This window comes from Acinetobacter sp. V102_4, from assembly GCF_031799005.1.
GTDB lineage: Bacteria > Pseudomonadota > Gammaproteobacteria > Pseudomonadales > Moraxellaceae > Acinetobacter > Acinetobacter calcoaceticus.
Window position 1 is genome coordinate 163,932 of record NZ_JAVQNR010000038.1, and the last position, 14,168, is coordinate 178,099.

General features: G+C 38.4%; 13 protein-coding genes. 7 read left to right on the plus strand and 6 right to left on the minus strand.

The genetic code is table 11. The annotated features are described in order from the left end of the window. Nucleotides 1-144 precede the first annotated feature (144 nt). From RMB13_RS10420 to RMB13_RS10430, 3 genes are all read right to left on the minus strand, one after another. A complete protein-coding gene (locus tag RMB13_RS10420; protein WP_171252330.1) occupies nucleotides 145-1,116 on the minus strand; it encodes a bile acid:sodium symporter family protein in 972 nt (323 codons plus the stop codon). A 134-nt stretch (nucleotides 1,117-1,250) separates the two neighbouring features. Next, nucleotides 1,251-1,652 (minus strand): lactoylglutathione lyase, encoded by a 402-nt coding sequence (gloA, locus tag RMB13_RS10425; protein ID WP_003650472.1) that lies wholly within the window; start codon nucleotides 1,650-1,652, stop codon nucleotides 1,251-1,253. Between the two features lie 22 nt (nucleotides 1,653-1,674). Next, nucleotides 1,675-3,846: an AmpG family muropeptide MFS transporter gene (locus RMB13_RS10430; protein ID WP_281835000.1), complete on the minus strand. Its 2,172-nt coding sequence runs from the start codon at nucleotides 3,844-3,846 to the stop codon at nucleotides 1,675-1,677. Between the two features lie 165 nt (nucleotides 3,847-4,011). Here RMB13_RS10430 and RMB13_RS10435 point away from each other — a divergent pair, with 165 nt between their 5' ends. Continuing rightward, nucleotides 4,012-6,630, plus strand: coding sequence for a Lon protease family protein (locus RMB13_RS10435; protein ID WP_056481294.1), 2,619 nt, complete (start codon nucleotides 4,012-4,014; stop codon nucleotides 6,628-6,630). A gap of 51 nt (nucleotides 6,631-6,681) precedes the next feature. Here the strand turns inward: RMB13_RS10435 and RMB13_RS10440 are convergent, their stop codons facing one another. The 3 genes from RMB13_RS10440 to surE form a co-directional block, all read right to left on the minus strand. Next, nucleotides 6,682-7,611, minus strand: a complete 930-nt coding sequence (locus RMB13_RS10440) for a LysR family transcriptional regulator (RefSeq protein WP_003650468.1) — start codon at nucleotides 7,609-7,611, stop codon at nucleotides 6,682-6,684. 101 nt (nucleotides 7,612-7,712) lie between these two features. Beyond that, nucleotides 7,713-8,540: a peptidoglycan DD-metalloendopeptidase family protein gene (locus RMB13_RS10445; protein WP_311085213.1), complete on the minus strand. Its 828-nt coding sequence runs from the start codon at nucleotides 8,538-8,540 to the stop codon at nucleotides 7,713-7,715. A 111-nt stretch (nucleotides 8,541-8,651) separates the two neighbouring features. After that, nucleotides 8,652-9,422: a 5'/3'-nucleotidase SurE gene (gene surE / locus RMB13_RS10450; protein WP_004643567.1), complete on the minus strand. Its 771-nt coding sequence runs from the start codon at nucleotides 9,420-9,422 to the stop codon at nucleotides 8,652-8,654. 101 nt (nucleotides 9,423-9,523) lie between these two features. On the opposite strand from surE, the gene RMB13_RS10455 reads away from it, so the two are divergent. From RMB13_RS10455 to mnmA, 6 genes are all read left to right on the plus strand, one after another. Further along, nucleotides 9,524-9,895 (plus strand): MCR_0457 family protein, encoded by a 372-nt coding sequence (locus tag RMB13_RS10455; RefSeq protein ID WP_017391902.1) that lies wholly within the window; start codon nucleotides 9,524-9,526, stop codon nucleotides 9,893-9,895. Between the two features lie 153 nt (nucleotides 9,896-10,048). Further along, nucleotides 10,049-10,471: an MCR_0457 family protein gene (locus RMB13_RS10460; protein ID WP_005039026.1), complete on the plus strand. Its 423-nt coding sequence runs from the start codon at nucleotides 10,049-10,051 to the stop codon at nucleotides 10,469-10,471. 126 nt (nucleotides 10,472-10,597) lie between these two features. Further along, nucleotides 10,598-11,746: a D-alanyl-D-alanine carboxypeptidase PBP5/6 gene (gene dacC / locus RMB13_RS10465; RefSeq protein ID WP_311085214.1), complete on the plus strand. Its 1,149-nt coding sequence runs from the start codon at nucleotides 10,598-10,600 to the stop codon at nucleotides 11,744-11,746. A gap of 90 nt (nucleotides 11,747-11,836) precedes the next feature. Then, nucleotides 11,837-12,388, plus strand: a complete 552-nt coding sequence (locus RMB13_RS10470) for a gamma carbonic anhydrase family protein (RefSeq protein WP_005039022.1) — start codon at nucleotides 11,837-11,839, stop codon at nucleotides 12,386-12,388. A gap of 144 nt (nucleotides 12,389-12,532) precedes the next feature. Further along, nucleotides 12,533-13,021: an NUDIX hydrolase gene (locus RMB13_RS10475; protein ID WP_311085215.1), complete on the plus strand. Its 489-nt coding sequence runs from the start codon at nucleotides 12,533-12,535 to the stop codon at nucleotides 13,019-13,021. Between the two features lie 4 nt (nucleotides 13,022-13,025). Then, nucleotides 13,026-14,159, plus strand: coding sequence for a tRNA 2-thiouridine(34) synthase MnmA (gene mnmA, locus RMB13_RS10480; RefSeq protein ID WP_056481309.1), 1,134 nt, complete (start codon nucleotides 13,026-13,028; stop codon nucleotides 14,157-14,159). Nucleotides 14,160-14,168: the final 9 nt, after the last annotated feature.

The following is a 14,168-nucleotide window of genomic DNA, read 5'->3' on the forward strand; positions in this document are numbered from 1 at the left end:
CACTCTCAACTAAGTTGAGGACAGGCTCAAATGAGCAGATCAACACCACAACAGACCATTCTTTTGGCCCACCGAAACCTCTAGGGTTAGAGCTAAGCACAACAAGTGGACAAGATTATACGTCAAATAATTTTTATTTGCGAATTAATCTTTAGATTTAGCCCAGTAATTTGCAATTACCCCACAAACCATTAATTGGATTTGGTGAAAGATCATAATAGGTAACACAATCATGCCTAAAGGCTGACCAATAAATAAGATTTGCGCCATCGGCACACCACTTGCCAGCGTCTTTTTTGAGCTACAAAAGAAAACCGTGACTTGATCTGCTCGGTTAAATCCAAAAACACGTGGTAGATAAAGTGCTAATAGCATAATGATGGTTAAAAGAACTGAACAAGCAACCGTTAAAATAAGTAAGGTTTTCCAGCTCACCTGATGCCAAAGCCCTGCGACCACTGCCCCACTGAATGCACCATACACCACCATCAAAATTGAACCTTGATCGAAAGCTTTAACAATACTTGGAACTTTTGCCATATAGGGAAAAATATAAGGACGTAATATTTGTCCTAAAATAAATGGCACTAACAGTAACAATGTAATTTGTATAATTGAAGCAGTCGGATCGAACCCATGTTGGCTTTGGCCTAAAATAAAAAAGCTAACCAACACTGGTGTAATAAACATACCAATCAAATTTGAAAAAGATGCACTACAGACCGCTCCCGCCACATTCCCTTTTGCAACTGATGTAAATGCAATAGAAGATTGAACCGTAGAGGGTAAAAAGCACATAAACAGAAAACCCCAGTACAGCTGCTGACCTAGTAGAGGTAACAGAATCGGCTTAGCCAACAAACCAATCACTGGAAAAACAAAAAAAGTAAATGCGAATACAAGTAAATGCATTTTCCAATGCAAAATGCCTTCAATTACAGCCTCACGAGACAGCTTCGCACCATGCAAAAAAAATAATATTGCAATCGCGACCGTGGTGAGTGTATTGAAATATTGCGCTGCTTGACCACTGACTGGAAAAAATGTTGCTAGTAGTACCATTCCAACCAACAAAATTGTAAATCGATCAAGTGCCAATAACTTCAACATAGCCACATCCTATGATTATTTTAGATAAATAAAAAACCCAGTTGATAAATTGACCATTCGGTCGGATATTCATCATACTGGGCTCTAAAAATAAAGCTAGACTTTTAAGACCTAAATCTTAAATCGCCTAAGTCATTTATTTAGTTATTTCTGGCATCAGCATCTTGTTGAATCAACTCGATTTTATAACCATCTGGATCTTCAACAAATGCAATAACTGTGACGCCGCCTTTCATTGGGCCAGCTTCACGCACGACTTTACCACCACGTGCTTTAATTTCTTCACATGCTTTATAAGCATCATCGACACCAATAGCGATATGGCCGTATGCATTGCCTAAATCATAACTTGAAGTATCCCAGTTATGAGTGAGTTCAAGCACAGTATTGGTTTCTTCATCACCATAACCAACAAATGCCAGTGTAAAGCGCCCTTCTTCATAATCACGCTTACGAAGTAACTTCATTCCTAATACTTCGGTATAGAACTTTAAAGATTGTTCTAAATTGCCTACTCGCAACATTGTATGAAGCATTCGCATATATCTATCTCCTAGGAAACTTTTATTCTGATGATCGCTGACTTAACAATTTACCTACCCAAATAACGAGCAATAAAATTGGCAAACCCATCAAAAATGTAACCGTAAAAAAGCCTGAATAACCGATATGATTTACTATGGTACCTGAGTATCCACCAATTGTTTTAGGTAACAACAACATTAAAGAGCTAAAAATAGCATATTGCATGGCGGTAAATGACACACTAGTTAAACTAGAAAGAAATGCGATGAAAACTGCACCAGCTAATCCGGAAGCCAAATTATCAAATATGATCCCCATAACTAGCCAGACTTTACTATAAGGTACAACTACTTTCCCTTTTAACTCGATATCAATATTTTTATCAACTGGAATCGCTGGAATATCAAATAAACTCATGCGATAACGAGGTTGGTTCTCTGCTAACTGTTTTTTATAACTATGTATTAAGCTTAGGTTATGTAATTGCTTGTTAGCTTCATAACTTGCCTCTACTCGTATTTGATCAAGTTTAGCGAGTTCATTTCCAGGAATAACGACATTCCAATCATTATCCTTAATCTTACCTTCTATTCTATTTTTTGAATTCAATAAAATACTAACTGATTTTATTTGACTATTTTTCGGTAAGTTCAACAAATTACCATGAAGAATTACATCTTTCTTCAACTCATCTTTATATAAGAGATTATCCCCACCAATTGCTTGAATATAAATATCTGGTTGAGATCCTGAGTTAAATAATTTTAATGGAACAGATATCTTTAAAGGCTCAGTATATCCTATCGGCTGTGAAGTAATTGAGACTTCATTCTGAGTTGTTAAGGTATTACTTGGGAATTGTAATGACCAATTTCCAACCTCATCAGGATTTACAGTATAAACCTGATCACCAATATTAACCTGAACGTTCTGCATAGTTGCGCCAGATTTAACTAAACCTACAAAAATCAAATTAGTCGTACTTGCTAGAATTGCTCCTAACAGCATCATCTTCATAACATTATAGCGTTGAGCTAACATCCCTCCCAGAAAACCCCCCAATATAACAAAGAAAATTGCAAAAAATTTATTAAACCAAGCAATTTCTTCTTTATCAAAATTTAAATCTAAATAGAATAAATTAGCCATTACGCCAGCAACGACATCGGAAATACGATAAAAACCAATTAATAATAAAATTGCTAACGCAACTTTTACTCCATATCGTTTAAAAAAATCTAAGAGTGGTGATAGCCATGTTTCTACAACAATTGTCTTATTAATCAAGCCAAATTTAATTAAAGCTAAAATTGCAACAACAGCAATTAATATACTAACTAAGAATTTTATAACTAAAATTATAAAGCTCAAAAAAGCATCTTGAATAGAGAATGAATCAAAAATTAAGCCAATTTGATAAAAACTGGTAGCAAAAACTATAGTTGAAATAACAAAAACTGAGAATAACTGGAAATAATCTTTAGTTTGATAATGATGTTGAACACGCTTAACTTGAGGTTCATGGATGAGTAATGTTGTAATAATCCCTATAGACATTAAACCAGCCATTAATAGATAAGTAGTTCGCCAAGCCTCATATATATAGTTGCCCACAGCTGTACCTAAAGAGGCTGCGAATAATAGCGCACCCAATTGTGTAATAATTGTAGCAGTACGATATCCGGCATTATAAGTTGAAGCCAAAACAGTTTGTATATTGGGATCTTCAGTTAATTCAATTCGATAAGCATCCACAATAATATCTTGTGTAGCAGACGAGAAACCTAGAAAAATAGCAGCTCCTGCCATAATCGTTAGATTTGAAAATGAACCAAAATCAGAGGAATTCGGCAGTGGATTTGTAAATGCCATCATACAAATTGCACAAATTACCAAAAGCTGAGCCACTAACAGCCAACTACGTCTTAGTCCCATTTTTTTTGTTAAATACGGAAGTGGCAATTTATCTATTAATGGAGCCCAAATAAACTTGAATGAATAAGCCAAAGCCGCCCAAGAAAACATCGTAATAGTACTTCTATTAATTCCAGCTTCAGTCAACCAAAAGGATAAGGTCGAAAAAATCAGGAATATTGGAATGCCCGATGAAAAACCTAGAAACAACATAATAATTGCCCGGCGATCTAAGAAAGCCATAAAGGAACTTTTCCACCCTTTAGATTCAGCACTCATTCGTTTTTTATTTTCCATAAATTATAAATGTGCCTATTCAAACCCTTCTTACAATTGCTTTCAAGATTCTTTATGCAAACATTTTGAGTTTGGCGATAAAAACCGCAAGTTTGCTTGATATTTTATGCTAAACCTGTATACCTTTAGCCTTCAACCTTCGTTTTCTTTTGCTGGATATCAACAGTGACACAAAAACTTGATCAAGTGACTATTTCAACTTTATCACTCGCCAAAACAAACACCACAAACGTCACAGTAAATGCATTTCCTTCAGCTTTTGAGCAACCTGATATAAAAATGACCTTAGATAAGACCGTTTTAAAACCCGAACAACTTACACATATCCCAGATTTTGAAAAAATTCCAGCTTCAACCAAACGCATCAAACCGCTTAATAACTTTTTAGGTCAAGATCGTGCCAAAGCATCTGTAGAGGCGGGAATTTCTTTACCCTACTCAGGCTATAATATTTTTGCCGTAGGAACTGCTGGTTTAGGCAAACGTACCATGATCAAACGTTTGTTACAGCAGCACGCCAAAACAATGCCAACGCCTGATGACTGGGTGTATGTCTATAATTTCAAACAAGCACGTCAACCTATTGCCCTACGTTTCCCAGCAGGTCAAGGGACTAAGTTTCAACAAGCACATGAACAAACTTGGCAAATAATTTTAAAACAACTTGAACGCCGTTTTAGTGCAGAGACTTATCATAACCGTATTGAGCGCATCCGTCAGGAAACAGGTGATGTACAACAGCAAGCACTTGTTGAACTGACCAAAGAAGGTGAAGAACTCGACTTAAAACTCATTTCTCGTAATGAGAAACATGGTTTTGTACCAGTACAAGTCAAAGATGATCAAGTTCAAGAACTTACCCAAAATGATATTGATGCCTTAAATAGTAAACAACGCGCTGAAATTGCTGCCAATATTCGCTATATGGATAAAAAGCTGGATCGCCTTGGTCTACATTTAGGTGATTTAGAAGATGATGCACGTGACAAAGTGTCTGTGTTAAATCGAGATATTGCAACGCAAGTCGTTATGCCAAGAATGGACCTTATTTTAAATAAATATGGTCAGGTTAAAGGGTTAGAAGACTACTTAAAACAATATGCGCAAGATATTATTGATAATGTTGAATTGATTTTAGAACAAGATGAAGATGATTATGCTCCATCAATGTTCAACCGTGTTCCTGCACGTTATCAAGCTAATGTTATTGTGGCTAACAAACCAAATAGCGGTGCTCCTGTTATTTTTGAAGACTTTCCAACGCACTATAATTTACTTGGTCACGTTGAACAGCTCACCCATAACGGCACAATTATCACAGATTTCACCTTAATTCGTCCTGGTTCATTGCATCAAGCCAATGGTGGCTTTTTAATGCTTGAAGCTGAGCAGTTACTAGAACAACCTTATGCATGGCAAGGTTTAAAACGCGCGCTTAAATCTGGGCAGCTTAAATTGTCTTCACTTGAACACATGCTGACTCTAACTGGCAGCATTTCGATTGAACCTGCTGCAATTCCGCTCGATATTAAAGTGATCTTAATGGCTGAGCCTGAAATTTATTATGAAATTTTAGAGATTGAACCAGAACTTGGCAGTGTCTTTAAAATTCGTGCAGATTTTACCGATACTCTGCAACGTAATGAAACGAATGAACAGGCTTATATGCAGTTGATTGCTGACTATGTACAAGCCGATAAATTATTACCATTTGATCGTAGCGCTTTAGCAGCTTTATTAACTGATTCGAGCCGCCAAGCAGAAGATCAAAGCTCGTTATCATTACATGCGTCGACTTTAGGTGACCTCATTCGAGAAGCGCACCACCATGCGTTTAAAGCCGAAGACAAGATCGTCACTGAACAGCATATCAATTTAGCTCTACAACATCGACAATACCGTTTAGGCTATTTAAGAGAACTTTACTGGCAAGATCTTTCACGTGGTACACAATTAATCGAAACGTCGGGATACCGTTTAGGTCAGATCAATGCCCTTTCCGTTATTCATTATGCAGATGTTGAGTTTGGTTTGCCTTCACGTTTGACAGCGTCTGTTTATCAAGGTGGTGGTGATATTCTTGATATTGAACGTAGTGTAGAACTTGGTGGCTCACTGCATGCCAAAGGCGTGTTGCTGATGTCTAGCTTCTTGAAAGCTCACTTTGGCCGTGAACAAATTTTACATTTCTCCGCTGCGCTTGCATTTGAACAAAGCTATGGTCAAGTCGATGGCGATAGTGCCACTGTTGCTGAGCTTTCAGCATTGATTTCTGCGATTAGCCAGATACCAATTGATCAATCATGGGCGATTACTGGCTCTATGAACCAATTAGGACAAGTCCAGCCAATTGGTGGCGTCAATGCAAAAATTGAAGGCTTTTATGATGCATGTAAATTACAAGGTTTCACAGGTAAGCAAGGTGTCATTATTCCTCGTCAAAACATGCAGCATTTAATGATACGTCAGGATGTTATTGATGCTGTTCGCAGCGGTCAATTCCATATCCATGCGATTGATACGATTGATCAGGCACTTGAAATTTTAATGGCTCGTCCGGTTGGTGCACTCGATAAAAAAGGTAAATACAGCAAAAATTCAATTTATGCAGCAGTGATGGAACAACTTGAATATTGGCAAGCCATTGAGGATGGTGCTGAAATTGAAGAAGAGCCAAAAAAGAAAAAGAAAAATAAGAAAAAAATTAAGAAGCATGAAGAACTTACTGCTAACGATCTGCCACAAGAAAATGCAGAAGAAGTTGCCGCACTAAAACAGAAGTAATAAAAAAGGGCCTGTAAAATACAGGCCCTTTTTACTTTTAGACTTGCAAAATTAACGGACGATTTGAATCGCTCGCCCTCCTGCTAACTGGCTAAAATATTGTTTAAGTGCTTCAACACAACGTTGAATTTTCATTGGTTGTTGATCATGCTTGGCAACTTCTGCATACAATGTAAAAGCTGGTAATTTCCAATCTGGCATGAGTTCAATCAAAGAACCATTTTTTAATTCTTTCTGAGCGTCCAAATATAAAATTCGTGCAATACCGTGTCCTTGCTGACATAACGCTTTTGCAACTTGTAAATTATTGCTCTGCAAACGGCTTTGCATTTCAATATTAAGCGTTTCACCTGTTTTTACATGTTGAAAATTGAAATGGCGCGAGTCATTCATGACATTAATCGACAACAATTCATGATCTCTTAAATCATTAGGATGCACAATTGGACTAGATTGGTTCAGATAACTGGGAGAAGCTACCAAAATTTGATCTACAAAAGCCATCGGAATGATAGAGCTACTCTCTTCTACCGGAGTGGAACTCATGCGTACTGCGATATCAATTCGCTCTTCAATTAAATCGATATAGCGATGCCCAACTTCGAAATGCACAGATAAGCCGCGATGAGCTGACATCCAGTGAGATAATGCAGGAATGAGGTGTTGAACTGCTAAATCAGGAGTTGTTGCAATACGCAAATCTCCGATTAAATCATCCCTCAATTCATTAATTCTGATTTTTCCCCTTTCAGCAGCCGCCAACATCTCTTGACAGCTTGAAAAAAAAGCCTGTCCGGCTTCTGTTAAACTAAGTTTACGAGTGGAGCGATGTAATAAAATTACATCCATTTCATTCTCAAGGGAGCGAATCTGTTGGCTCACCGCACTTGTTGTAATTCCCAATTCACGTGCCGCACCACTGAATGAACTTTTTTCGACCACACAAGCAAAAACACCCATCGCACGAAGCTGATCTAACATAGGTTTCCTCAAATCTAATTTTAAATTTATAAAAAATGCTTATTGTTGTAATGAAAGCAACCAATTACATTATACGAGGAAACCTAAGTTTTTTGCATTAGCTATTTTGGTAAAAGATTTATAGGATTAATCGGTTTTCCATCCAAACGAATCTGGAACTCGAGCATGACCTGAGACGCGCCAGTAGATCCCATTTCGGCAATTTTTTGTCCAGCAGTTATATTATCACCGCTTTTCACCAACATCTTGCTATTGTGGGCATACGCACTGATGTAACCGTCAATATGCTTAACTAAAACCAGATTTCCGTATTCTTTTAAGCCATCCGCTGCATAGACAACTTGACCATCGGCTGCGGCATAAATAGGGTCACCCTGATTTCCACCATAACGGATTCCCTTGACATTATTTGCCAAATTAAACCCTTGAATTACTGGGCCATTAGTCGGTTTTATCCAACGTAAGCTCGAATTTGGTGCAATTGAAGCTACTGTCGTATTTGTTGATGGTACGCTAGTTGCTGGCTGAGTTACTGGAGTAACAGGCTGTGTTGTTGGTAAAGCAATGGTTTGACGCTTAATTTGTTCAGGTTGCGCCATGACTTGCGTAGAAACTGTTCTTGGTGAAGAACCTTTCTTCAAACGCAAAGACTGATTAACATAAATGCGATATGGTGCGGGAATATCATTCATTTCGGCAATACTGACATAGTCCAGACCATAACGCATTGCAATACCACTTAAAGTATCACCTGAACGAACTGTGTAATAGTTAGGAGCCATTGCATAGCGTGAACTATTATTAATTTGCGGTTTAGAAGCACATCCAGCCATAGCCACAGTAAAACCTACAGCTACAGACAACAGCATAATTTTCATTATTTTGTCTTTTTGGATATTCACTCTGCTTTGTTGCCCAATTAAATGCATTGATCTCCCTCACTAAATGCTACAAATCATTTCGGCTAAGAGTACCAAAAAAGTAAGAGGAAACACGTTCCTCTTTTTCTTTATTCACAAAGTTATAACATTCGAGGCAAATTATTGGCTCAAACTTAGCTGTAGGTCTTCTAAAACAGCATAATTTGTTGCGTCCATCTGAATTGGGGTAACACTTACATATCCATTGGCCACTGCAAAAAAGTCAGACTGAATCTGGCTTAGATCGCGCTGCGGATCTGTAACAGCCTCACCTGCTAGTCCAATCCAGTAAACTTGACGCCCTCGTGGGTCGACATGACTCGTAATTGGCTTAGATTGGGCACGGCGTCCCTGATAAGTAATTTGTGCTCCTTTTAATTGTGGCACGTCTGGAATATTAATATTCAAGATATGTCTTGGAGGCAAAGATGGCAGTCCACTTGCAATAAAATCATGAACCCACTGAGCAGCCTGAGCATAATCTTCTTTATTGTTATAAGCCCGCACATCAGAGCCAGCTAAAGACACAGCAATTGCTGGTTGCTTCATCAAACGACCTTCAAATGCTGCGCCTACTGTTCCAGAATATAAAACATCATCACCTAAGTTTGCTCCGCTATTGATTCCACTCACGACCAAATCAAATTCAAAATCGAACAAACCATTCATTGATAAATAAACACAATCTGCTGGCGTACCATTCACTGCCCATACATCTTCGGCAATTTGAATTGGACGTAATGGTCGATCCAATGTCAATGCACTTGAAAAACCACTTCTTTCACTTTCTGGTGCAACCACAACCACGCGTCCAAGTGGTCTTAATGCTTCAGCTAAAGCCTGTATACCTGGCGCAAAAACACCGTCATCGTTCGCAATTAAAATATTCACTAAAATCTTTCTCGACAAATAAACCTAAAGGTTTTCACAATTGAATTATCTGTTGAATTATATATATTTATGCCTCCATAGCATTATAAAATTGTGAAAAAATGAAAACTTTCGCTCCTTTTTTTCAGGTATTGGGGATCAGTATCACATTGTGTACGCAAGCTGTATTTGCAGATGAGGATATCTCAACACAAGAGGCTGATAGCTTAATTAAAGATGATATTGCCGCAACGCAAGTTTTGCAGGAAATCTGCCCAGCTTTCGTGGGAACAAATAAAAAACTTGAGTTAAATACTCAAAAAATTATTGCGATGTATTTGAAAGGTTATTCAAATAAATCAATGTCCTTAGCAAATCTGCAAAATGATGCTGAATTTAAAACTTTATTAAATGAAGCACGTCAGGCTGCAAAACAAATGGACCATCATGAACAACATGAGCTCTGTGAAGAGATGGTTAATTATAAGGAATAGGTCTTAATCTTTTTAGAATAGAGATTTATCAATTTTTGGTTTTCTGTTTGGCATTAAGCAGAAAACCAACATAACAATACATTTTTTCCATTTTCTTAACCTACAAATTGGTTAAGCTATCGACATATTTAAATTTTTTATTTCGGGTTATCAATGTTTATGAAGAAAAGCTTAGTTCAATCGCTCTCTTTGGTTTTACTTATGAGCATGGCAACAGTTGGTTTTGCTGCTGATAAGAAGAAAACAACTGAAAAGAAAACCGAAAATGAAAATGTTGTTGAAGTGACTCCACAACAAGGTATAACCCCTGAAGAATTAGCTGCAATTCAAGTACTTTCTGAAATTTGCCCAGACCTTATTGGCAAAAAAGATGCTGATTTTGCTCAAGGTTACGAACGTTTAGTTAAAGACTATCTTCCAAATGAAACTGATGCTGTCTCTGCGTTAGAAAAACGTAGCAAAGACAAAGGCTTCAAAAAATACTTAAAAGAAGCGCGTAAAGATGCGAAAGCCGCAGGCGATGACCAAAACACTTTAGTTTGCCAAGACGTGAAAGCATATCAATCGCAAAACTAAATTAGCAAAAAACTCTTGAGTTACAATACTGTTTGAAAAAGCCGACTTCCCCCATAGAAGTCGGCTTTGCTTTATCCTAAAATGCTAGGCTCTTCTGCTTCATACAAGATATTGGAATTACATAGAATGACTCGAAAAAGCGCTATTGCTGCACTACTCCTCTTGCCAAGCTTTTCTTATGCAGCAACTGTCTTATCAGCTCCGCCAGAATTAAATAATAAGTCTTATGTATTAATGGATTACGAGACAGGACAAATTCTTGCTTCTAAAAATGAAAACGAAAAGCTTGCACCTGCTTCTATGACTAAAATGATGACTAGTTACATCATTGAACAAAAATTATTAAAAGGTGATCTGACTGAAAATGAGCAGGTTCGTATGAACGAGTCTGCATGGTGTAAAGGAAGTAGCTCTGAATCATGTATGTATGTCCCTTTAAATGGTACAGCAACTGTTCTAGAAATGCTTCGCGGTATTATTATCCAGTCAGGTAATGATGCATCAAAAGCAATGGCTGAACATATTGCCGGAAATGAAGGCACTTTTGCTCACATGATGAATCAGGAAGCAAAACGTATCGGCATGGTAAATACCCAGTTTGTTAACTCGACTGGTATGCCAGCTGAAGGCCACTATTCAACTGCAAAAGATATGGCAGTTTTAGCGCAGCATATTATTAAAGATAGCTCAAAATATTACCCAATCTACTCTGAAAAAGAATTTACCTTTAATGGTATTAAACAAGGCAACCGTAATGCCTTGCTTTACACAGACCCAAGTGTAGATGGTTTAAAAACAGGCCACACAGATGAAGCTGGTTACTGCTTAACTACTTCAAGTAAACGCGGTCCAATGCGTTTAGTTTCGGTGATTTTTGGCACTCCAAGCATGTCTGAACGTGCAGACCAAACTCGTACATTATTAGCTTGGGGCTTTGCAAACTTTGAAACTGCAAATGTTCAGCCAGCCAATCAGGTTCTTGCAAAAGCGAAAGTCTGGTTTGGTAAAGAAGATGAAGTTCAAGTAGGTTTAGCTGAAAACTTTAGTGTGACGATGCCTAAAGGTAAAGCTGACGGCATTAAAACTCAGCTAGTGGTTCAACCTAACTTAAATGCGCCACTTCAAAAGGGCCAAATCGTAGGTAAACTCGTTGCAAGCTTAGACGGCAAAGTAATTGCTGAAAAGCCATTAGTTGCATTAAAGCCAGTTGAAGAAGCAGGATTCTTTGCACGCTTAATCGACCATGTTAAACAATTCTTCAGCAACTTATTCTAATTTTTGAATAGTTGAATTAAGCACTCATGCTATTTAGCCTGAGTGCTTTTTTATTTTATAATTCGTCTAAATTCTATGTTGATACCTCTCATGGCAAAGAACATCCGTCCCTATCTTGAACACCGCCCTCAAGTTGATACAACATGCTATATCGATGAAATGGCTGTTGTAGTCGGTGAAGTGAGCTTAGCTGAAAATGTTTCTGTCTGGCCTTTTGCAGTGATTCGCGGCGACGTAAATAGTATTCAAATTGGCAAAAACAGTAACGTACAAGATCATTGTATGTTGCACGTTAGCCACAAAAATGATGCAAAACCTAATGGCTCACCTCTTATTATTGGTGAAGATGTGACTGTTGGCCACCATGTCACCTTGCATGGCTGCACCATCGGTAACCGTGTTTTAATCGGGATCAATACCGTTGTTCTAGATGACGTGATTATTGAGGATGATGTGATGATTGGCGCGGGAAGTCTGGTTCCACCGCGTAAAGTCTTAAAAAGTGGTTATCTGTATGTAGGAAGCCCTGTACAGCAAGTACGCCCTCTTACCGAAAAAGAATTAGCATTTCTTCCCTATTCGGCAAGACATTATGTGAAAGTACAAAATAATCATAAAGCGGCTCAAGCAGAGCAAGATTAATTAGCTCTATGAAATATCAGCAATAAAATTCTGATTTTTTAAACGATATGGTTTTGTAGTATTGCTCATATCGTTTAGCAGATCACCGTAGCCAAAAACCCCTAAATTTCGTATTATACGTCTTTTAAATAATGGTGCTTTTTTATGGCCGCATGGACTCCTCATGTCACCGTTGCTACAGTCGTAGAAAAAGACGGACGCTATCTTTTTGTAGAAGAACATAGCGAAGGTTTTGTACACACCGTATTTAACCAACCTGCTGGTCATGTGGAATGTGGTGAGTCATTAACACAAGCAGCCATTCGTGAAACACTTGAAGAAACGGGTCATCATGTTGAAATTGATGCCTTGCTCGGTATTTATACTTATACCCCGCCCATGTTTCCGGACCGTACATATTATCGCTTCTGTTTTCTAGCGCATGTGACGCAGGTTGAAAGTAATCCTCAACTCGATACAGATATTGTAGCTGCTGTGTGGATGACACCAGATGAGCTCAAAGAATCTGCTCGTGTTCGTAGTCCGCTCGTACTAAAAGCAGTTGAAGATGCCATGAAAGGCTACCATTATCCTTTATCGCTTATTTATGAGCACCCTTTCTCTCCCTCATTAACTTCTCATTTGGATGCCTAGTCCTATGCAACAACGTGTCATCGTCGGTATGTCTGGTGGTGTAGACTCTTCTGTTTCTGCAGCACTTTTACTTCAACAAGGATATCAAGTTGAAGGTCTTTTCATGAAGAACTGGGAGGAAGACGACGGCACGGAATACTGTACGGCAATGGAAGATTTAGCCGATGCTCAAGCAGTAGCGGATAAAATCGGTATCAAACTCCATACAGCAAACTTTGCTATGGAATATTGGGACCGCGTATTTGAACTTTTCTTAGCTGAATATGCAGCTGGACGCACCCCGAACCCAGATATTTTATGCAATAAAGAAATTAAGTTCCGTGCATTTTTAGATCATGCCATGACTTTAGGTGCAGACTTTATCGCAACTGGTCATTATGCTCGCCGTGGTGAAACTGCATATAACTCGAAAGGCGAAGCATACGCACCATTATTACGTGGTGTAGACAATAACAAAGACCAAACTTATTTCTTACATGCTGTTCATGGTAAAGAAATTAACAAAACCCTATTTCCGGTAGGTGAGATCGAAAAACCAGAAGTCCGTAGAATTGCTGAAGAACTTGATCTTGCTACAGCCAAGAAAAAAGACTCTACAGGAATCTGTTTTATTGGCGAACGTCGATTTAATGACTTTCTTAAACAATATTTGCCCGCTCAACCTGGAAAAATTGTACTTGATACAGGTAAAGAAGTTGGTGAACATCACGGTCTGATGTACTATACGCTCGGTCAACGTGGCGGAATTGGTCTAGGTGGTTTGAAAGGTGCAGCTGAAGGTGCATGGTTCGTACTACACAAAGATATTGCCAATAACCGCCTAGTTATTGGTCAGGGGCATGAACACCCACTCATGCAAAGCACACAGCTTTGGAGTGAGTCAATCGACTGGGTGGCAGGCGAACAGAATATTCCAGCTGAAGGTTTACGCTGTACAGCTAAAACACGCTATCGCCAACCTGATCAGGCATGTACAGTTTTTAATGATGAAAATAGTGAACACGGTGTACGAGTTGAGTTTGATGAACCTCAGCGCGCTGTTACACCGGGTCAAAGCGTTGTATTTTATTCAGATGAAGTTTGCTTAGGCGGGGGTGTCATTCACCATACAAATGCCCCTACACCAAATTTTATTTAAGGGAATGAA